Annotated in this window: 16 protein-coding genes and 2 tRNA genes; 16 read left to right on the top strand and 2 right to left on the bottom strand. The window is 66.2% G+C overall.

Annotation, left to right across the window (positions count from 1 at the left end):
- Positions 1-93 precede the first annotated feature (93 nt).
- The 10 genes from ACWPN8_RS10770 (at position 94) to ACWPN8_RS10725 (ending at position 12,798) form a co-directional block, all read left to right on the top strand.
- Positions 94-1,557, top strand: coding sequence for an NAD(P)H-hydrate dehydratase (locus ACWPN8_RS10770; protein WP_492240766.1), 1,464 nt, complete (start codon positions 94-96; stop codon positions 1,555-1,557).
- 113 nt (positions 1,558-1,670) lie between these two features.
- Positions 1,671-3,224: a malonyl-CoA decarboxylase gene (locus ACWPN8_RS10765; RefSeq protein ID WP_492240765.1), complete on the top strand. Its 1,554-nt coding sequence runs from the start codon at positions 1,671-1,673 to the stop codon at positions 3,222-3,224.
- A 137-nt stretch (positions 3,225-3,361) separates the two neighbouring features.
- Positions 3,362-3,446, top strand: a tRNA-Leu gene (locus ACWPN8_RS10760).
- 91 nt (positions 3,447-3,537) lie between these two features.
- Positions 3,538-4,881, top strand: coding sequence for a trigger factor (gene tig, locus ACWPN8_RS10755; RefSeq protein WP_109449221.1), 1,344 nt, complete (start codon positions 3,538-3,540; stop codon positions 4,879-4,881).
- Positions 4,882-4,993: 112 nt separating this feature from the next.
- Positions 4,994-5,620 (top strand): ATP-dependent Clp endopeptidase proteolytic subunit ClpP, encoded by a 627-nt coding sequence (clpP, locus tag ACWPN8_RS10750; RefSeq protein WP_098739527.1) that lies wholly within the window; start codon positions 4,994-4,996, stop codon positions 5,618-5,620.
- A 286-nt stretch (positions 5,621-5,906) separates the two neighbouring features.
- Complete coding sequence (gene clpX, locus ACWPN8_RS10745) at positions 5,907-7,169, top strand: ATP-dependent Clp protease ATP-binding subunit ClpX (protein WP_012974526.1); 1,263 nt, start codon at positions 5,907-5,909, stop codon at positions 7,167-7,169.
- A gap of 331 nt (positions 7,170-7,500) precedes the next feature.
- Positions 7,501-9,528: a methyl-accepting chemotaxis protein gene (locus ACWPN8_RS10740; protein WP_492240764.1), complete on the top strand. Its 2,028-nt coding sequence runs from the start codon at positions 7,501-7,503 to the stop codon at positions 9,526-9,528.
- A 206-nt stretch (positions 9,529-9,734) separates the two neighbouring features.
- Positions 9,735-12,149 (top strand): endopeptidase La, encoded by a 2,415-nt coding sequence (gene lon, locus ACWPN8_RS10735; protein WP_492240763.1) that lies wholly within the window; start codon positions 9,735-9,737, stop codon positions 12,147-12,149.
- 198 nt (positions 12,150-12,347) lie between these two features.
- Positions 12,348-12,620 (top strand): HU family DNA-binding protein, encoded by a 273-nt coding sequence (locus ACWPN8_RS10730; RefSeq protein ID WP_012974523.1) that lies wholly within the window; start codon positions 12,348-12,350, stop codon positions 12,618-12,620.
- A gap of 103 nt (positions 12,621-12,723) precedes the next feature.
- Positions 12,724-12,798, top strand: a tRNA-Val gene (locus tag ACWPN8_RS10725).
- A gap of 98 nt (positions 12,799-12,896) precedes the next feature.
- Here ACWPN8_RS10725 and ACWPN8_RS10720 read toward each other — a convergent pair.
- Positions 12,897-13,799 carry a DMT family transporter gene (locus tag ACWPN8_RS10720; protein WP_492240762.1) on the bottom strand — a complete coding sequence of 301 codons (903 nt, stop codon included), beginning with the start codon at positions 13,797-13,799 and terminating at the stop codon, positions 12,897-12,899.
- Between the two features lie 215 nt (positions 13,800-14,014).
- Between ACWPN8_RS10720 and ACWPN8_RS10715 the strand changes: the two genes are divergently transcribed.
- The 4 genes from ACWPN8_RS10715 to ACWPN8_RS10700 all read left to right on the top strand — a co-directional run bounded on the left by ACWPN8_RS10715 (position 14,015) and on the right by ACWPN8_RS10700 (position 16,457).
- Positions 14,015-15,028, top strand: coding sequence for a helix-turn-helix transcriptional regulator (locus tag ACWPN8_RS10715; RefSeq protein WP_492240761.1), 1,014 nt, complete (start codon positions 14,015-14,017; stop codon positions 15,026-15,028).
- 10 nt (positions 15,029-15,038) lie between these two features.
- Complete coding sequence (locus tag ACWPN8_RS10710; protein WP_492240760.1) at positions 15,039-15,509, top strand: glycine-rich domain-containing protein; 471 nt, start codon at positions 15,039-15,041, stop codon at positions 15,507-15,509.
- A gap of 97 nt (positions 15,510-15,606) precedes the next feature.
- Positions 15,607-16,137: a hypothetical protein gene (locus ACWPN8_RS10705; protein ID WP_492240759.1), complete on the top strand. Its 531-nt coding sequence runs from the start codon at positions 15,607-15,609 to the stop codon at positions 16,135-16,137.
- Positions 16,137-16,457 carry a response regulator transcription factor gene (locus ACWPN8_RS10700; protein ID WP_492240758.1) on the top strand — a complete coding sequence of 107 codons (321 nt, stop codon included), beginning with the start codon at positions 16,137-16,139 and terminating at the stop codon, positions 16,455-16,457. The genes ACWPN8_RS10705 and ACWPN8_RS10700 overlap by 1 nt, the downstream gene beginning before the upstream one ends.
- A gap of 240 nt (positions 16,458-16,697) precedes the next feature.
- On the opposite strand, the gene ACWPN8_RS10695 is transcribed toward ACWPN8_RS10700, so the two are convergent.
- Positions 16,698-18,962, bottom strand: coding sequence for a DNA topoisomerase (locus tag ACWPN8_RS10695; RefSeq protein WP_109449238.1), 2,265 nt, complete (start codon positions 18,960-18,962; stop codon positions 16,698-16,700).
- Positions 18,963-19,049: 87 nt separating this feature from the next.
- On the opposite strand from ACWPN8_RS10695, the gene ACWPN8_RS10690 reads away from it, so the two are divergent.
- Both ACWPN8_RS10690 and ACWPN8_RS10685 read left to right on the top strand, forming a co-directional pair.
- Complete coding sequence (locus ACWPN8_RS10690; protein WP_247873139.1) at positions 19,050-19,823, top strand: trypsin-like serine peptidase; 774 nt, start codon at positions 19,050-19,052, stop codon at positions 19,821-19,823.
- A gap of 95 nt (positions 19,824-19,918) precedes the next feature.
- Positions 19,919-20,266 carry a RidA family protein gene (locus ACWPN8_RS10685; RefSeq protein WP_063634880.1) on the top strand — a complete coding sequence of 116 codons (348 nt, stop codon included), beginning with the start codon at positions 19,919-19,921 and terminating at the stop codon, positions 20,264-20,266.
- Positions 20,267-20,364 lie beyond the last annotated feature (98 nt).

Below are 20,364 nucleotides of genomic sequence, written 5' to 3'. Positions count from 1 at the left end.
CATCGCCTACGGGTAGAGCGTGCGTGCGCATCTTCGCCCGCAGAGGAAACGGCAAGGCAAGCCAGGGTCGGCCAGGGGTGGGGAGAGTGGGGGATGGATGAGCTTCTGTCCGTCGCGGAGATGTATCGGGCCGACCAGCTGACGATTGCCGCCGGCGTGCCCGGTCCGGCCCTGATGGAGGCTGCCGGCGCCGCCGTGGTTCGGGCGGTGTGCGAGCGCTGGGCGCCGCATCCGACCGCCGTGCTCTGCGGCCCCGGCAACAACGGCGGCGACGGTTTCGTCATCGCCCGGTTGCTGCTGGAGGCCGGCTGGCCGGTCCGTCTGGCGCTGCTCGGCACCCGCTCGGCCCTGACCGGCGATGCCGCGGTGGCGGCGGAGCGCTGGCCCGGCCCGATCGAGGCGGCCGATCCCTATATCCTGAAGGGCAACCCCCTGGTCATCGATGCGCTGTTCGGCGCAGGCCTGACCCGGCCGCTCGACGGCGTCGCCCGCGCCATTGTCGAGGCGATGGAAGGCCGCACCGTCGTCGCCGTCGACGTGCCGAGCGGCCTGCATGGCGACAGCGGCCGGGTGCTGGGCGCCGCACCGCAGGCGGCGCTGACCGTCACCTTCTTTCGCCGCAAGCCCGGCCATGTGCTGCTGCCCGGACGCACCCTGTGCGGCGAGGTGGTGGTCGCCGACATCGGCATTCCGGACCGGGTGCTGGACAGCATCGCGCCGCAGACCGCGGTCAACGAGCCGTCGCTGTGGAGCCACCGCTTCCCCTGGCCGGCGCTGGACGGCCACAAATATGCGCGCGGCCATGCGGTGGTGCTGGGCGGCGCGCGGATGACGGGCGCGGCGCGGCTGGCTTCGGTTGCCGCTCTCCGCGCCGGGGCGGGGCTTGTCACCATTGCCTGTCCGCCGGAGGCCTTTCCGGTCTATGCCGCCGGCTGCGCCAGCGTGATCGTCGATCCGCTGGAGGACGCCGGCGCCTTCGCCCGGCTGCTGCAGGACTCGCGCAGGAATGCGGTTCTGGTCGGGCCGGGGGCGGGAAGGGGGGCGCAGACCCGCGCCGCGGTGATGGCCGCGCTGGACACCCGCCGCGCCTGCGTGCTGGATGCCGACGCCCTGACCAGCTTCGCCGAGTCGGCGGACGAGCTGCTCGACCGGCTCGACCAGCGCTGTGTCCTCACCCCGCATGAGGGGGAGTTCGCCCGGCTGTTCGGCGATTCGGTGGGCATGGACGGCGACAAGCTGTCGCGGGTGCGCGCCGCCGCCGCGCGCTCCGGCGCGGTCGTCGTGCTGAAGGGCGCCGATACCGTGGTCGCCGCTCCGGACGGACGTGCCGTGGTCAACGTCAACGCGCCTCCCGATCTGGCAACCGCGGGAACCGGCGACGTGCTGGCCGGCATCGTTCTGGGGTTGCTGGCACAGGGGATGGACGGGTTCGAGGCCGCCTGCACCGCCGTCTGGCTGCATGGCGAGGCCGGGCGCGCGCTCGGTCCCGGCCTGATCTCCGACGATCTTGCCGGCGCGCTGCCCGGCGTGCTGAAGGCGTTGAAGGCGCAGGGATAACCCCGGCCAAGGACAGGCTGGGGGCGGATTGGATGCGACGTTGGCGGTACCCCCGACGACGGCGTCCGCGCGCCCCCTTGCGGCAGAGCGTCGGCAGGGCCAGACTCCGGGTCATGAGCGACGCACCCGATACCACCATCCTGGAGCCTGTGCCGCCATCCCAGGCCGCGCAGCCCAATTTCCTCGACCGCGCGCTGGACAACCTGCGCACCCGCTGGCGCGAGATCGCGGCCTCGGCCCGCGGTGCCGTCGGCGCACCGCCGCGCACCCATCTGCCCAAGGAGGACGCCGAGCGCCTGAAGGAGCAGATCGAGGCCTGCCTGGAATCGCGCGGCGGCGAGGTTTCCGCCCGTGCCCGTGCCGCCCAGCTCGGCCGCACCTATCTGGCGCTCGATCCGCAGGGACGGCGCAATTTCCTTTTGATGCTCGCGCGCGACTTCGACGTCGACCGCGATGCGGTGATGGACGCGATGGCGACCTTCCAGGCGGCGGCCGATCCGGTGGCCCGCGGCCATGCCGAACGGGCCTTGCGCCGCGCGCTGGAACCGCCGCGCCTGCGGCTGCTGACCCAGTTCAACGCCCTGCCGGAAGGGGTGAAGTTCCTGGTCGATCTGCGCGCCGAGCTGATGGAGATGGCGCGCGGCGAACCGCTGCTTCAGGCGCTGGAAGACGATCTGAAGAATCTGTTGCGCGCCTGGTTCGATGTCGGCTTCCTGGAGATGCACCGCATCACCTGGGACAGCCCGGCCTCGCTGCTGGAAAAGCTGATCAAATACGAGGCGGTGCACGAGATCAGCGGCTGGCAGGACCTGAAGGACCGGCTCGATTCGGACCGGCGCTGCTTCGCCTTTTTCCACCCGCGCATGCCGCACGAGCCGCTGATCTTCGTCGAGGTGGCCCTGGTCCAGGGCATGTCGGACAATGTGCAGGCTCTGCTCGACCCGACCGCCCCGGTCTGCGATCCCAAGAGCGCCGACAGCGCCATCTTCTACTCGATCTCCAACGCCCAGGTCGGGCTGGCAGGCATCAGCTTCGGCAATTTCCTGATCAAGCGGGTGGTCGACGGGCTGGCGACCGAGTTTCCCAACATCACCTGCTACGCCACACTGTCGCCCATTCCTGGGTTCCGGCGCTGGTTCGACCGTGTGCTCGACCGCGACGGCGACGCCCTGCTGACCAATGCGGAAGCCGAGCGCATCGCCGAGCGGCTGGCCGAACTTGATCGGGTGGCCGATGCGGATGCCTCCACCGAAGGCGGTGTCGGGACCGACGAATCGCCGCTGCTCGCCCGCGCACTCGCCGGTCCCGGCTGGGCGGAGGACGAGGAGTTGCAGAAGCGCCTGCGCGGCCCGCTGATGCGGCTGGGCGTCCATTACCTGACCACGGTGCAGGAGGCGAAGGGCCATGGCCGCGCCCGTGCGCTGGATCCGGTCGCGCATTTCCACCTGACCAACGGTGCCCGGATGGAACGGCTGAACTGGCTGGCCGACAGGTCGGCCAAAGGGCTGAAACAATCACTGGGGATGATGATCAACTACCGTTACCGGCTGGGCGAGATCGATGCCAACCACGAGGCCTACACCGGCGAGGGGCGCATCATCACTTCGTCCGCCGTGCGGTCGCTGGACAGGGCAGGGAGCAAGGCGGGGGGCAAGGCCGGCGGCTGACGCGAAAAGACCGGGCCCCACTCTCTCGGGCGGGTCCAATTTGCCTGTTTGCTTCCGCCGCGCTGTGCTATAGACCGGACTTCGCCGGCGGTCCGGCGGGTGTTTGCGCACCCGTCGCGGCTGCCTTTGCCATGAACGCGGGCGTGGCGGAATTGGTAGACGCGCTGGATTTAGGTTCCAGTGACTTCGGTCGTATGGGTTCAAGTCCCTTCGCCCGCACCATGGCAACACCTTGGACCGCATGGACAACACGGATTCGGGCCGCCCGGACGGGCGCCGCCGGGCCGGACCAACGAGATAGGCTTTCGTTCCGATGAACATCACCGAGACCAGCACCGACGGCCTCAAGCGCGAATTTCAGGTCGTCATTTCCGCCAAGGACATCGAAGAGAAGGTGAACGGCAAGCTGGAAGAGCTGCGCCGTACGGTCCAGCTGCCGGGCTTCCGTCCGGGCAAGGTGCCGGTCACCGTGATCAAGCAGCGTTATTTCGGCGGCGTGCTGTCCGAGGTGCTGGAAGACGCCATCTCCGACAGCTCGCGCCAGGCGCTGAGCGAGCGCGGCCTGCGCGTCGCCCTGCAGCCGAAGATCGAGGTCGAGAAGTACGAGGACGGCGGCGACCTCACCTACAAGATGGCGGTCGAACTGCTGCCCGACGTCGAGCCGGGCGACTTCACCGGCCTGGAGCTGGAGAAGCCGGTCGCCGAGGTGAGCGAAGAGGCGGTCAACGAGGCGGTCACCCGTCTGGCGTCCGCCCACTCGACCCAGGCCCCGGTCACCGAGGACCGCGCTGCCGAGACCGGCGACATCGCCGTGATCGACTTCGCCGGCACGGTCGACGGCGAGGCGCTGGAAGGCATGGACGGCAAGGACTACCCGCTGGAGCTGGGTGCCGGCCGCTTCGTTCCGGGCTTCGAGGAGCAGCTGGTCGGCGTCAAGGCCGGCGAGCACCGCACCGTCAACGTCACCTTCCCGGAAGACTACCCGCACGAGCGCCTGAAGGGTGCTGCGACCGTCTTCGAGGTCGACGTGAAGGAGCTGCGCAAGAACGTCCCGGCCGAGGTCAATGACGAACTCGCCAAGGAGTTCGGCATGGAGAGCCTGGAGAAGATGCGCGAAGCCATCCGCGACCGCATCAAGGGCGAGTATAACGGCCTGTCGCGCCTGCGCGTGAAGCGCCAGTTGCTCGACAAGCTGGCCGAGGCCCATTCCTTCGAGGTGCCGGCCGGCATGGTCGACATCGAGTTCGAGGGCATCTGGGCTCGCCTGCAGGAAGAGCTGAAGAACGGCACCGCCGGCGAGGACGCCGACAAGTCCGAGGACGAGCTGAAGGCCGAGTACCGCTCGATCGCCGAGCGCCGCGTCCGCCTGGGTCTGCTGCTGTCGGAAGTCGGCCGCCGCAACAACATCCAGGTCACCCAGGACGAGGTGAACCGTGCCCTGATCAACGAAGCCCGCCGCTTCCCCGGTCAGGAGCGTCAGGTGTTCGAGTTCTTCAAGCAGAACCAGCAGGCGCTCGAGAACCTCCGCGCCCCGATCTTCGAGGACAAGGTCGTCGACCACATCCTGGATCAGGCCAAGGTCACCGAGAAGACCGTCAGCGTCGAAGAGCTGACGAAGGACGAGGACGAGGCCGGCAACGAGTCTGCGGCCGCCTAACTCCCCAAAAGGAGTGGGGGCGGACTACCATCCGCCCCCAAAGGTTCCTATATGTGGTTCCGTGCCGGCAACGATCACCGGTTCAGCCAACTGCGGGGGCAGGGAAGAACACATGTACGACTTCGAGCCGAAGATGAATGCTCTGGTCCCGATGGTCATCGAACAGACCAACCGGGGTGAGCGCGCGTACGACATCTATTCGCGCCTGCTGAAGGAGCGGATCATCTTCCTGATCGGCGGAGTGAACGACGCCGTCGCCAGCCTGATCTGCTCGCAGCTGCTGTTCCTTGAGTCGGAAAATCCGAACAAGGACATCGCGATCTACATCAATTCGCCGGGCGGCTACGTATCGGCCGGCCTCGCCATCTACGACACCATGCAGTACATCCGTCCGCAGGTGTCGACGGTGTGCATGGGCCAGGCTGCCTCGATGGGCTCGCTTCTGCTGGCCGCCGGCGCGCCGGGCAAGCGCTTCTCGCTGCCCAACAGCCGCATCATGATCCACCAGCCGTCTGGCGGTGCCCAGGGCCAAGCCTCGGACATCGAAATCCAGGCCCAGGAAATCCTGAAGCTGCGCTCGCGTCTGAACGACATCTACGTCAAGCACACCGGGCAGGACCTCGACACCATCGAGACCGCCATGGAGCGCGACAAGTTCATGTCGCCGGAAGAGGCGAAGGCCTTCGGTCTGATCGACGAGGTGGTGGAGAAGCGCCCGGGCGTCGACCACCATTCGTGAGCCGCGGGTCCTCGGCCCTCCCAACAAAGGGTTGATCGGGTCGTGACGCTGTTGTTGAATGGCGGTGACGCGATCCGGTCATGGAGCGGTTCCGATAAGGAACCGGTCCCGAATGGGGAGAGTCTCGCAAGGGACCCGGCTATGCGGATCGTGATGCGTCGCCAAAACGGCGCATGACCTTGTCGCGGACGCCGTCCGCGATAACCTGAGTAGGACCGGCGTCGGGGGGCGCCGCGAACGGGCATGGCCCCAGGGGCCACGCCTCCCGCGAGATGACGGAGTACCGATGAGCAAGTCCAGCAGCGGCGATTCGAAGAATACGCTCTACTGCTCCTTCTGCGGCAAGAGCCAGCACGAGGTCCGCAAGCTGATTGCCGGTCCGACGGTGTTCATCTGCGATGAATGCGTCGAACTGTGCATGGACATCATTCGCGAGGAGAACAAGACGACCCTCGTGAAGTCCCGCGACGGGGTTCCGACTCCGCGCGACATTCATGCGGTGCTCGACGATTACGTCATCGGACAGTCCTACGCCAAGCGCGTGCTGTCGGTGGCGGTGCACAACCACTACAAGCGCCTCGCCCACGGGACGAAGCACAACGACGTCGAACTGGCGAAGTCGAACATCCTGCTGATCGGCCCGACCGGCTGCGGCAAGACGCTGCTGGCCCAGACGCTGGCCCGCATCATCGACGTTCCCTTCACCATGGCCGACGCCACGACGCTGACCGAAGCCGGTTACGTCGGCGAGGACGTCGAGAACATCATCCTCAAGCTGCTCCAGGCCGCCGACTACAATGTCGAGCGGGCGCAGCGCGGCATCGTCTACATCGACGAGGTCGACAAGATCAGCCGCAAGTCCGACAACCCGTCGATCACCCGTGACGTGTCGGGCGAGGGCGTGCAGCAGGCCCTGCTGAAGATCATGGAGGGCACCGTCGCCTCCGTGCCGCCGCAGGGCGGGCGCAAGCATCCGCAGCAGGAATTCCTGCAGGTCGACACCAGCAACATCCTGTTCATCTGCGGCGGCGCTTTTGCCGGCCTGGACAAGATCATCGCCCAGCGCGGCAAGGGCACCAGCATCGGCTTCGGCGCCGATGTGCGCTCCGCCGACGAGCGCGCCACCGGTGAGATCCTGCACGAGGTCGAGCCCGAGGATCTGCTGAAGTTCGGCCTGATCCCGGAATTCATCGGCCGTCTGCCGGTTCTGGCCACCCTGTCCGATCTGGACGAGGCGGCGCTGGTCGAGATCCTCAGCAAGCCGAAGAACGCCCTGGTCAAGCAGTACCAGCGCCTGTTCGAGATGGAGGACGTCCATCTGGAGTTCTCCGAGGACGCCATGCGCGCCATCGCCCACAAGGCGATTGCCCGCAAGACCGGCGCTCGCGGCCTGCGGTCGATCATGGAAGCCATCCTGCTCGATCCGATGTTCGATCTGCCGGGCCTGACCGGCATCGAGAGCATCCTGGTCAACAAGGAAGTGGTCGAAGGGCGGGCCAAGCCGCTTTACGTCCATGCGGAACGGCGCAGCGAAGCGCCTGGTGCATAACCGTCTGGGTTTTCCCGGTGCGGAAATCTAAAAAAGGGACGCTTCGGCGTCCCTTTTTCTTTTTCCGATTGTCGCCGCGGATCCCAATAAAACCATTCTCTGCATTGGTCTTATCGGATGTAAACCGTTGGAAAAGAGAATAACTTCAACAAATTTAACGAATATAAAAAGATAACGCCGTAATGTCGGTGCAGAGACATTGGGTAGGGTGGATGATCTGCCTTCATTCCGGGCTTGGCATCACCGCTATCCATTGTTTACGCACGAATATTGCGGTGAGCGGGAAATGAAAATACGCAGTTTCCTTTACGTTTGCTTGGCGTGCGTCGGAGTGGTCGCTTCGGTTCCGGCCACTTGGCTTGCGGTGCAGGAAATCAACTCGGCCGGCCGGGCATCCGCTGCCAGGGACGTGGTGGACGTGCTGGGCGCCGCCACCGCTGTGAACGAGGCGATGGCGCTCGAGCGCGGCGTCGTCAACCTGCCGCTGACGGCAGGAACGGCGATCGACGACGGTGGCCGGGACTCCCTCAAGAAAGCCCGTGCACAGTCCGACACTGCGCTCGCCCGCTACGTTGCCGCCGCCAAGGCGCTGGGCGACCCGAAGTCCGCCGACGAGACCGCCGCCCTGGGCAACAGTCTGGCGACCGTCCGCGCCCAGGTCGACGGCTGGCTGGTGAAGGACCGGTCCGGTCGCCCGACGGACGCCTCGGCGCAGTTCTTCGCCGGCATGGTCAAGGTCACGAGCCAGATCGGGGTGACGATGAACCGACTCGGCCATCGCTTGAACGACCTTGATGCCACCGTCGGCGACCGGGCCGACATCGCGGTTCGCGCCGCCCAATTGCGGGAGATGGCCGGCCAGCAGTCGGTCCTCTATCTGCGCGCACTGGGAACCGGCAAGCCGATGACCCCTGAGGCCGAAGCGGAGGCGATGACGCTGGAGGGGCGGATCTCGGCCAATTGGGAGTCGGTCGAGGACGATATCGTCACCGGCGAGATGGAGCCGGCCCTGCGGATGGCGCTGGAGACTGCCCGAAAAGGCTACATTCAGGGTTTCGGCGGCTTCAAGACCCGCGTTCTGACCGCATCGCGGGCGGGCAGGCCCTATGATTTGGACGGTGCGGAATGGCGCCGCTCGGCCTCGCCCCTGCTGCAGGACCTGCTGGTGATCCGCGACGCCGGCTTCGCCGTCGGGCGGGAACTGGCCGACAGCCATCAGGCCTCGGCTCTGCGTCATTTGATGCTGGCGGCTGGAATCATCGTCGCCGGGCTCGGCGCATTGCTGGGTGTGGCGGTTGCGATCACGCGCCGGGCCTCGCGCCCCATCGTCGAACTGGCCCGGATCGTCGGTGCGATTGCCGGCGGCCGGCGTGACCTCGACGTCCTCCACCGGAACCGCTCGGATGAAATCGGCGAGATGGCCGCGGCAATCGACGTGCTGCAAACCAGCGCCCGCGGGGCCGACGACGCCGAAGCCCGCCGCCGGACGGAACTGGAGCAGCGCGAGGAGAACCGGCGCGCCATGGAACGGGCGACCCAGGATTTCGTGGCGCAGCTCGAATCTGTGGTCGGACATCTGTCCGCCACGGCGGACTCCGTGCGCAGCAACTCCGAACGCCTGTCGTCCGCTGCGGAAAGCGCCTCGTCCCTCTCGTCCTCCGTGGCATCCGCCTCGGAACTGGCCAACGGCAACATCCAGACGGTCGCGGCCGCTGCGGAGCAGCTGCAATCCTCCATCGGGGAGATCAGCCGCCGGATCGACGACGCGTCCCGGATCGCCCAGGATGCGGTGCGCGAGGCCGGCAGCACGGCCGGGATCGTCGCGACCTTGGCCGACCGTGCCGCCGGCATCGGCTCGGTGGTCGATATGATCAGCTCCATCGCCTCCCAGACCAACCTTCTGGCGCTGAACGCCACCATCGAGGCCGCCCGTGCCGGTGAAGCCGGCAAGGGATTCGCCGTCGTCGCCAGCGAAGTGAAGAATCTGGCCGGCCAGACCGCGAAGGCCACCGACGACATCCAGCTTCGCGTCGGGGAGATTCGCGACGTCAGCGGCAGTGCGGTGACCGCCATCGACGCCATCAGCCGCACCGTCGCCGCGATCAGCGAGGCGGCGTCGGCCGTCGCCGCCGCGGTGGAGCAGCAGAATGCCGCCACCCGCGAGATCGCCCGGAACATCCAGGCGGCCGCCCAGGGCACCGTGGAGGTGTCCGGCAGCATCGGACAGGTCGCTTCCACCGCCGAAAGCACGCGCGTCGCGTCCGGAGAGCTGCTGACCGCATCGCGCGGCCTGTCGCATGAGGCCGGAACCCTGCGTACGACCGTCGATGGCTATGTGAACCGCCTCAAAACCGCTTGATCCGGCAAAAACGGGGAGGGAAGCGGCGGTTTCCTGCCAGGTTGCGGCTTGGAAACCGCCCTTGGGGGTTGTCAGCCCCTTGAAGGCCGCAGGGCCGTGTGCCACGTTAGTCGGGTGCCGTAGGCGATCTCCGCGCTCAACCCGAGGCGGGGGCTGTGTCAGGCCCATTCCGGGCTGGCGGCGATCCATTCATTGAGGCCCTGCCCATGATCGAACTCTCCCGTGGTGCCCTCTACCCGGTCCTGCCGCTGCGCGACATCGTGGTCTTCCCCCACATGATCGTGCCGCTGTTCGTCGGGCGCGAGAAGTCCGTGCGCGCGTTGGAAGACGTGATGAAGGATGACAAGCAGATCCTGCTCGTCACCCAGAAGAACGCTGCGCAGGACGATCCGACTCCGGCCGACATCTACAGCGTCGGCACCGTCGGCACCGTGTTGCAGCTGCTCAAGCTGCCGGACGGGACCGTCAAGGTGCTGGTGGAAGGCGGCCAGCGGGCCGCCATCACCAAGTTCGCCGACAATGAGGAGTTCTTCCAGGCCCAGGCCGAGCTGGTCGAGGAAAAGACCGGCGAGAACCAGGAGCTGGAGGCGCTGAGCCGCGCCGTCGTCTCCCAGTTCGAGCAGTACATCAAGCTGAACAAGAAGATCCCGCCGGAAGTGCTGGTCTCGATCAACCAGATCGAGGAAGCCGGCAAGCTGGCCGACACCGTCGCGTCGCATCTGGCGCTGAAGATTCCGGAAAAGCAGCAGCTGCTGGAATGCGCCACCGTGTCGGAGCGTCTGGAGCGGGTCTATGCCTTCATGGAAGGCGAGATCGGCGTGCTGCAGGTGGAAAAGCGCATCCGCAACCGCGTCAAGCGGCAGATGGAGAAGACTCAGCGCGAATACTACCTGAACGAGCAGCTGAAGGCGATCCAGAAGGAACTCGGCGAGACCGAGGACGGCCGCGACGAATCGGCGGAGCTGGAAGAGAAGATCAACAAGACCCGCTTCTCCAAGGAAGCCCGCGAGAAGGCGCTCGCCGAGCTGAAGAAGCTGCGGTCGATGAGCCCGATGTCGGCCGAGGCCACCGTGGTCCGCAACTACCTGGATTGGATGCTGTCCATTCCGTGGAAGAAGCGCACCAAGGTGAAGCGTGACCTGAAGCTGGCCCAAAAGGTGCTGGACGACGATCATTACGGTCTGGAGAAGGTCAAGGAGCGCATCCTCGAGTATCTCGCCGTCCAGAACCGCATGAACAAGGTCAAGGGACCGATCCTCTGCCTCGTCGGACCGCCCGGCGTCGGCAAGACCTCGCTCGGCAAGTCGATCGGCAAGGCCACCGGCCGCAACTTCGTCCGCATGTCGCTGGGCGGCGTTCGTGACGAGGCCGAGGTCCGCGGCCACCGCCGCACCTATATCGGTTCCATGCCCGGCAAGGTCATCCAGGGCATGAAGAAGGCGAAGTCGTCGAACCCGCTCTTCCTGCTCGACGAGATCGACAAGCTCGGCGCCGACTGGCGCGGCGACCCGTCGTCGGCCCTGCTGGAGGTCCTGGATCCGGAGCAGAACGGCACCTTCAACGACCATTACCTGGAGGTCGACTACGACCTGTCCGACGTGATGTTCGTCTGCACGGCCAACACGATGCGCATGCCGCAGCCGCTGCTGGACCGCATGGAGATCATCCGCGTCGCCGGTTACACCGAGGACGAGAAGGTCGAGATCTCCAAGCGCCACCTGATCGAGAAGCAGATCGAGGCGAACGGCCTGAAGAAGGGCGAGTTCACCATCTCCGATGACGCGCTGCGCGATCTGGTTCGCTACTACACGCGGGAAGCCGGTGTCCGTTCGCTGGAACGCGAGATCGCCAACCTTTGCCGCAAGGCGGTGAAGGAGATCCTGCTGAAGAGCGGCGGCAACGCCAAGGTCGCGGTCACCCGCCGCAACCTCGACAAGTATGCCGGCGTCCGCCGTTTCCATTATGGCGAGGCGGAGCTGGAGGATCTGGTGGGCGTCACCACCGGTCTGGCCTGGACCGAAGTCGGCGGCGAGCTGCTGTCGATCGAGGCCGTGGGCCTGCCCGGCAAGGGCCGCGTCACCACCACCGGCAAGCTGGGCGACGTGATGAAGGAATTGGTCCAGGCGGCCGAGAGCTACGTCAAGTCGCGCGCCACCGCCTTCGGCATCAAGCCGACGCTGTTCGAGAAGAAGGACATCCATGTCCACGTTCCCGAAGGCGCCACGCCGAAGGACGGCCCGTCGGCCGGTGTCGCCATGGCCACCTCCATCGTCTCGGTGCTGACCGGCATTCCGGTGCGCAAGGATGTGGCGATGACCGGCGAGATCACGCTGCGCGGCCGGGTGCTGCCGATCGGCGGCCTGAAGGAGAAGCTGCTGGCCGCCCTGCGCGGCGGCATCAAGCATGTGCTGATCCCGAAGGACAACGAGAAGGATCTTGCCGACATCCCGGACAACGTGAAGCGCGGGTTGGAGATCATGCCCGTCGGCACGGTGGACGAGGTGCTGCGCAACGCGCTCGTCCGTCCGCTGGAGCCCATCGAGTGGACCGAGCCGGAGGTCGAGGCGGCCGCGGCGAAGGCTCAGGAGAAGGGTGCCGACGGCGAGGCTCTGCGTCACTGATCCGGGACCGGCGGTCGCGATCCGATCGTGACCGCCGCCCTCGGGCGTGACTTTTGGGACAAGAGCCGCTTTGCCGCCCGTCGGGAATTGACGGGCGGCAAGCGCTGTGCTTATCCTTTGCTTCCAAAAAGTCGTGGACGAAAAGTCCTGGGGCGGCTTTTGTCTTTCAGTATTTGCTGAATTTCGAAGGGGGATTGCGTGAACAAGAACGATCTCGTGGCGCATGTTGCCGAAGCGTCCGGTTTGTCCAAGACCGACGCCACGAAGGCCGTCGACGCCGTGTTCGACAGCATTGCCGAATCCTTGAAGAACGGTGATGAGGTCCGTCTGGTCGGCTTCGGCACTTTCGCGGTCGCTGAGCGTCCCGCGACCGAAGGCCGCAATCCGCGCACCGGCGAGAAGATCGACATCCCGGCGTCCAAGCAGCCGAAGTTCAAGGCCGGCAAAACTCTGAAGGACGCCTTGAACTAAGCGCTTATCAGCGCTTGAAGTTTTTGGCCCGCTCAGGGCATAGTGCGGCCGGCCGGGCACCACCCGGCCGGCTTGCCTTTGAGTGCGAAGGCTTGTCCGGTTCGGGCGATTAGCTCAGCGGTAGAGCGTCTCGTTTACACCGAGAATGTCGGGGGTTCGATCCCCTCATCGCCCACCAATTTTTTCAATGACTTAGCGGTAATTCCAAGGCCCCTCCGAGGGGCCTTTGCCGTATCTAGGTGACAACTAGGTGGATCACCGCGAGATACATGAATGTCATGCTTTCGCGAGCTGCTCAACCGGACGGCGGAGGCCTGCGGCTTTCTCGGGGGTGATTGTCACTATCAGAGCCGCCAGCAGGACGAAGATCCCGCCGACCCCCGCCAGGACCCCCGGCACCTCGCCGAACAGAAGCCAGCCCATTATGGCCCCGACCGGCACGCCAAGCAGATCCAGAGGCGCCAGCACGCCGACGGGAGCCAGAGCGAAAGCGCGAGCGGCGAAAAGCTGCGCACCGGCGGCGCATAGCCCCAGTATTACAAGAGCCGGCCAGTCTGTGAGAGGCGGCGTCACCCATGACGGCAGGGCGACCGGCAGTGTGCCGATGACGGCGGCGGCGCTGTAGATCAGGACGATCAGTGGCGCCGAGTTGGTGCGGGTGAGCCTGCGGACGGTTGTCTGCGATCCGGCGGAGGCGACGGCGGCGGTCAGGGCGGCCAGGATACCCAAGCGCGAGTCAGGGGCTTGTATCTCCGGCCAGGACGATAGAAGGACGCCCGCGAAGCCCAGCACGACGGCGCTCCACACCAGTGGTCCCGATCTTTCCCCCAACATCCACCGACCGGCGATGGGCATCATCAACGTCCGGCTGATGTAGAGAACCATCGCCAGTGCCAATGGGAGAACGGTCACGGCATAGAGCAGGCCAAAGATCGCAATCACCCCCAACAGGCAGCGTATGGCATGTCCCGGCAGATCCCGCGCCATTTTGAGGTTGGCCAGAAGCCGCCATGTTCCGGCCACCATGACCGCGGCGACCAGAGACCGTATGAACGTCATTTCTATGGCCGGCAGCTTCGTTCCAAGCAGCTTCGCCGCAGCGCTGCCGGCACAGAATGCGACAACAGAGCCCACAGCCCATAAAGCGGCAGCGACACTGCCATTCGTCGCGATTCGCATGCCTGAAAACCTCATTTCACACCAAACGCGCATTGCCGGGTATGCAATTACCTGTTGCGGTACTGTTTGCCGCTTTCTACCCGTTGCGCGGCAGCAACAGTTCTGGTGTACAAGTCCCGAAAATTGCCGCTCGGTGGCAAAATTGCCATTTTGATGGTGCCACCCGTGAGTAGCGTTGGCAATGTGGATTTGCCACTTGAGAACTCCGGAATCCCATGGCCACAACCGAGATCCCGACAGAGCTTTGCGAATTGATTAGAACCGCTGCCGATGTTCGGGGAGCGATCCTGATTTATGAGCGTAACGTCGTCGTGTTCGCGAATTCGGAGGCTCGGGAGCTGCATCACCAGCACGACTGGTCCACACTCATCACGTTCGACGACATTTTTCAAGTCGGCGTCGAGCGCGGCCGGATCACCGAGCCGGCCATCCTTGCCGACCCGGAAGCACACCTCGCCTACGCAAAGATGGCGCGGGCGAGAGAACTGAGCTTCCAATTTCGCCGCAACTACGACGGCGTTCCGTATGACCGGTATCACACCGGGCTGAGCGCCGAGTGGAACGCACAGATCTGGGTGCCGGTTCGACCTTCCGTGTATGACGTCGACGACTCGTCCACGCCGAGTCTGCAAGCGCTTTCGATGCGCAACCGGGCTCAGGCGACGATGGCGGCGTTGCTGGAGCGGATGGGGGTGGCTGCGGCGGTCGTAACCGCCGATGCCCGGCTGATTGACAGCTCTTCGCTCATGGTGCGCCGTCTGCGCATCGGCGATGTGCTGGAGCGCGGACTTGGCAATCGGCTGACCTGCGGGGATGCGCAAAGTGCGGTGCGCCTGCACCAGGCCATCGCGTCGGTGGCGGCTGGCCACGGCGGTGAGGCCCTCGTCCCGATCTGCGACGGCGTCGCCGTCCAACTCGTCGCGGTGATGCCTGCGCGAGCGGGGCAGGCCATCGTCGTCATGCAGGACCTCGCCCGGCCGGAGCCTCTGCAGGAAATACTGATCTCCGCCTTCGGTTTGACGAAGACGCAGGCCGAGGTCGCCGTGCGTGTCGCGGCTGGGGAGTGCGCCGAGCAGATCGCGGTGGCGCTCGATCGGAAGCTGGGTACGGTCCGGCGGCAAATCGCCACGTCGAAGGAAAAGATTGCCGTCGGAGGACAACAGGATATCGCCCGTGTCGTAACACGGGCGGCAACGTTATTCGGTGGCATTCCGCCATTGAATTCATAGAGGAAGCAATATGGCGAACCTTGAATATGTGAAGAACTACGATTTCTCGCGCGTGATTGCTCACATGGTGCGTGATGGTCTTTCGGAGAACGAAGCGGCGCAGTCGGCCGATCACCTGCGGGCCTTCATGGTTCTGAATGCCATGCACCTCGACGCACCGACCTGCCTGGTGGCCTGGGAAGGCATGGAGCCGGCATGGCATGCCTTCATCCTCGATACCCGCGCCTATGCATCGTTCTGCGAGCGGGCTTTCGGGCGCATGCTTCACCACTGGCCGGATGCCTATGGCACTGACGAATTCCGTGCCGGCTGGTCGAAGACTGTCGAACTGGCTGCCAAGCATTTCGGAATCTTCCTGGATCGTGACCCGGAAGCCCGTGAAGCCAACCGTGGCAAGCAGTGGAACATGGCTGCGCTCTGCAACCGTCCCTTGGAGCAGGGCGAAGACCCCGAGGATCCCATCATCCGACAGGTCGCCTGATCGCGGCTGACGGGCGCCCGCTTGCGCCAACAAGCGGGCGCCCTCTCCGGGTCGGTCAGCCAGCCCAGACGATCAACCGAAGCCCTAGGAAGCAACGATGATCAACCGCCAGCATACCGCCGTAGGCGGCGGGTGCAAGGGTAAGAGCATGCCCGAAGCACAATTGCCGTATATCGATCACCTATCCATCGACCAGCTTCGACGGCGAGCGGCTGATGATCGGGCAGACGCGCTGGCGTTGATCGGCGGCTCCTCGCCCGGAACCCTTTCTATGCTGTTGGAAGATGCCGAGCGATGCGAGGCGAGGGCGACCATGCTCGAACAGCGGTGCAGCGACTCCATCCCCGGCGGCCCGGGTGACCTGACGATCGAAGTTGCCATCGCTCAGTTGATGCATGCGGCGCGTGGCCGCGTGGTCGGTGATCGCGCGGGGCGCCCGGGATCGCCCATCACCGCGATAAAGGCCGACATCCTGCGCAACGTGGAGCGCGGCACCGCTTATGCCTTTGTCGCCCATTGCGCCGACTCCACACGCTTCCGCCTGCAGTCCACCCCTCAGCCGACGCTGGAGGCTGCCTACGTCGCGGCCGTCCGCTCCCTGACATCCATGGCGGTGAGGCAATGCTGATGCCCTGCATCGAGCTTTCCACGCGGCTGCGCGCACCGGTCGGTACGGCCCTGGAGGCGGACGTGGGGGCGTCGCAATCCCGCGGACGGGATATGATGGCACGTCTTGGTCGGCTGACGGCGCGCGAGGTCGACGTGCTGGTGCGCCTCGTTGCCGGAAAAAGCTCCAAAGCCATCGCGGCCGATCTCGGCATCAGTTTCAAGACGGTGGAGTGCCATCGCGCCCGCGTCATGGAAAAGCTCGGATGTTCCGGTCTCTTCGAACTTGGCCGCGCCTGGGAGGCCGCCGTGTGGAGCAGCGGCCATAAGGTCCCGCGATAACGGCCGCGCTGCGAAGGCGCCGGGTGGGCGCCCCCTTGTTGCGGTCACTCTTCGCCGCAGGGGGTCGGCTGGTCCCTCATGCCGAAACAGCCTTGCCTGGCATCGTACGGGAACTGGTACTGCCGCAGGACATGGCGGCCGGTGTTGATGAAGGGTGCCCTCTTGAGGGGACGGCAATCTGGCTGAAACCACGCAAATCCAGCTGATCGCACAACCGTTCACGCGGCTATCAATAGGCGGTCAGCGGGCGTGCTGATCCAGGAAGCCGCGGCATTGATCGAAATCGCGCAGGCACGGGTCGGGCAGGGCGATGCCCTTGCGCTCGGCGAGACTGCGGGCGAAGGCGACCATGCGCTCGGTCGGTTCGCGCCGACGCCGGGCGTCGGAGTTGGGCGCGTCGGCAACCGGAGTGCTTTCCGAAATGGCGGCAGCCGGCGGGGCACTGCCATCGGCCTTTGCCTTGCGGGTGCGCCGCGGCTTCGGCGCCACAGCCTCTCCGTCGGTGGATGCCGTTGCCTTGCGCGTCCGTCGACGCACCGGCTTCGCTGCATCACCGGGTGCCGTAGGAACGCCGCGGACCGTCTTCCCCCTTGCGGTCGTGCCGCGGCGGGAGAATCGTGCCTTCGGGGCAGGCAGGCCGAGGTCGAGCGCGGTGCCGCGTTGTCCGACCAGCGCACCGATCAGCCGGTCGGCCTCGCTGGCGATGGCGTCGATCACGCGGCGGAAATCGGCGCGTCCGGTTACCACCTCGTCCAGCTTCATTTCCCACAGTGCTGTGGTGCCGGGATCGACCAGGGTCGGGGCGGCGGCGCGCAAGGTCTCGAACAGATGCAGGCCGGCCGGGGTCGGCACCAGCCATTTGCCGTCCGCCCCCAGCAGGTTCTGCTTGCGCAGACCCTTGATCACCTCGGCGCGGGTGGCCGGGGTGCCGATGCCCTTGGCCTCTTTCAACCGGTCGCGCAGAGCCGGGTCCTCGACGAACCTCCAGGCATTCTGCATGGCATCGACCAGCGTGCCTTCGTTGTAGCGTGGCGGCGCCTGGGTGCGCTTGGCCTCCACCTTGGGATCGCTGAGCGTCGCCGGTTCGCCGTCGGTCAGCGGCGGCAAGGTCTGTTCGGTCTCCTCCTCCGGCTTGCCGTCGGATTCGGCCGAACCGAAGGCGGCCTTCCAGCCCAGCTTCAGCGGGATGCGGCCGACGGCGCGGAAGGCGACCGGCTTGATGCCTCCGGGCGTCGGCACCGGCACCGGCATGGTCACGCTGGTCTGGCGATACTCGTAATCCGGCATCACCGCCGCAAGGTATGACCGGCAGATCAGCGCAAACAGCCGCTTCTCGTCATCGGTCAGCCGGAAGAGCCGCGATTCCAAATCGTCCAGCACATTGACATTGGGGATCACCGCATGGTGCGACACACCTTCCAGCGCCTTGTCGCAGAAATGGCCGGACTTGCCCTTGCGGATCACCGGGCGCCGAATATCCATGTGGTTGTCCAGATGCGCGAAGCCGCGCAGCCGGGTCAGCGCCCCGACGATGGCGGGCACATCGGCGATCTGGTTTTCCGACAGGTATCGCGCCTCGGCGCGCGGATAGGTGATGAGCTTCTTGCCGTCGCCGTCATACAGTTCCTGCGCCACTGCCAGCGTACGGTCGGCGGTCCAGCCCCAGCGCTGGCCACAGGTCTTCTGCAGCGACGGAAGGTCGTAGAGCTTGGGCGGTGCCTGCCGTTTCTCCTCCACCGTGACCGTCAACGGTCCGCGGTGGGTGTCGGCGGCACGCGCGATGGCCTCGGCGGCGGCGCGGTCCTTGATGCGGTCCTTCGGCGCCGGGGCATGGCGCATCTGGAAGCTGCCCTCGGCCACGGTGGCTGTCGCCACCACCTCGAAATAATCCTCCGGCTTGAAGTTGCGGATCTCCAGCTCGCGCAGGCAGACGATGGCCAGCGTCGGGGTCTTGACCCGGCCGATGCCGATGACGCCGCGGGTGCCGGGGGCCAGCAGGGTCTTGGTCGCCGTGCGGGTCAGCGACAGGTTGTAAATTTGGTCGGCCTGCTGGCGCGCCACCGCGGCCTCGTAGAGCGGCCGCATGCTGTCGTTCGGCTTCAGCGTGGCGAAGGCGTCGCGCAGGGTCTTGGGATCCTGGGCTGTGAAAAGCGCGCGCCGCACCTTGCCGCGATAGCCGACATGCTCCAGGATTTCCTGGCCGATCAATTGGCCTTCGCGGTCGCAGTCGGTGGCGAGGATCACCTCGTCGCAGCCGCGCAGCGCGGCGGTGATCGCCTGCAGCTTCGCCGCCTTGTTGCCGCCCTGGTCGGGCCGGGTCGGATAAAGACCGTCCGGCTTCAGCAGGGTCGACGACCAGCGCTTCCAGGCCGGGTCGACCTCGTCAGGCTCGGCAAGGCGCAGCAGATGGCCCTCGGCCGGCAGGATGCGGCCGTAGCGGTCGCCCAGGGCCGCGCGCAGGTCCTTCGCCTGGCTGGATTTCTCGGTGATGATCAGCGTCGCCATGCGCCGGAGGATACGGGATTGAAGGAAACGGAGCAAGAACATGCGCGCGGTCGGCGTGGCTTTCGGCACGGTGCTGTTGCCGCGGCCTTGGCCGGTCTGGCGATGCTGGCCGGCGTGCCTGCAGCCCATGCGGAGCGGCCGCTGCTGCCCGGCGTTGGCCCGGGCGACCGGCGGGTACCGGTCGACGCGGCCGCCGATCCCTGGCGCAGCGTGGTGCGGGTGCAGACCAACCTGGCCGGACGCTGCACCGGGGCGCTGGTCGGCCGGCGCACGGTGGTGACCGCCGGCCATTGCCTGTTCAATCCGCGTACCCGGCGCTTCCTCCAGGCGTCGTCGCTGCATGTCCTCTTCGGCTATGACCGCGGCGCATTCACCCGCCATGTCACGGTGGCGCGGGTGGCGACCGACCCGGCTTACGACCCGGCTGCGGCGGCGCCGATGCTCGCCGGCGACTGGGCGGTGCTGACCCTGGCGGAACCGGCGCCGGACCAGGTGCCGCCGCTCCCCGTCAGCGAGGCGCCGCTGCGGCCCGGCACGCCGCTGATGCTCGGCGGTTACAGCCAGGATCGGGCGCAGATCCTGATGGCCGACAGCGCCTGCCATCTGCTGGGGGAAAGCGGCGGGCTTCTTGTGCACGACTGCGATGCCACGCGCGGGACCAGCGGCGGGCCGCTGCTGGTGCGGACGGTGCGCGGCGCCGGGGCGAACGGCGGGGCAAGCGACGCGGCGAATGGCGGGGGGTGGGCGGTCGCTGGAGTCGGCGTCGCCGCCGGAAACGCACCGGCCGTGCGCAATTTTGCGGTCCCGTCGGCGCGTTTCGCCGCACTTTTGGCGAAGGATACCGCCGCGGGTCAGCCCTGAGCGGCGGAGGCGCATTTTTTTCTTCGCGCGCGGCCCCGAATGGCATAGACGTACCCGCATCTTTTTCAGCCCCCGGAACCCGGAGTCTTTCCGTCATGTCGATCCAGCGCTTCCACACCGGACCGCGCATGAGCCAGATGGTCGTCCACAAGGACACGGTCTATCTCGCCGGTCAGGTCGCCGACGAGCCGACGCCCGACGTCGAGCGTCAGACCATCCAGATCCTGGCCCAGATCGACGCCCTGCTGGCGGAAGCGGGCAGCGACAAGAGCAAGCTGTTGTCGACCACCATCTATCTGGCCGACATCGCCAGCTTCGGCGCGATGAACAAGGCTTGGGACGCCTGGGTCGATCCGGCGAATCCGCCGGCCCGCGCCACGGTGGAAGCCAAGCTGGCCGCACCCCAGTATCTCGTTGAAATTCAGGTCACCGCTGCTAAATAAGGCGGCGGAAACGGGGCGACCCGGCAGCCTCGGTTGGGGTGTGCCGGCGTGGCCCGAACGCTGTGAGGGCCGCGCGCTTCAATATTCCGACAAATTGC

The sequence above is a fragment of the Azospirillum sp. UENF 112521 genome (genome assembly GCF_058780665.1).
This window is presented reverse-complemented; position numbering and strand designations above follow the sequence as displayed.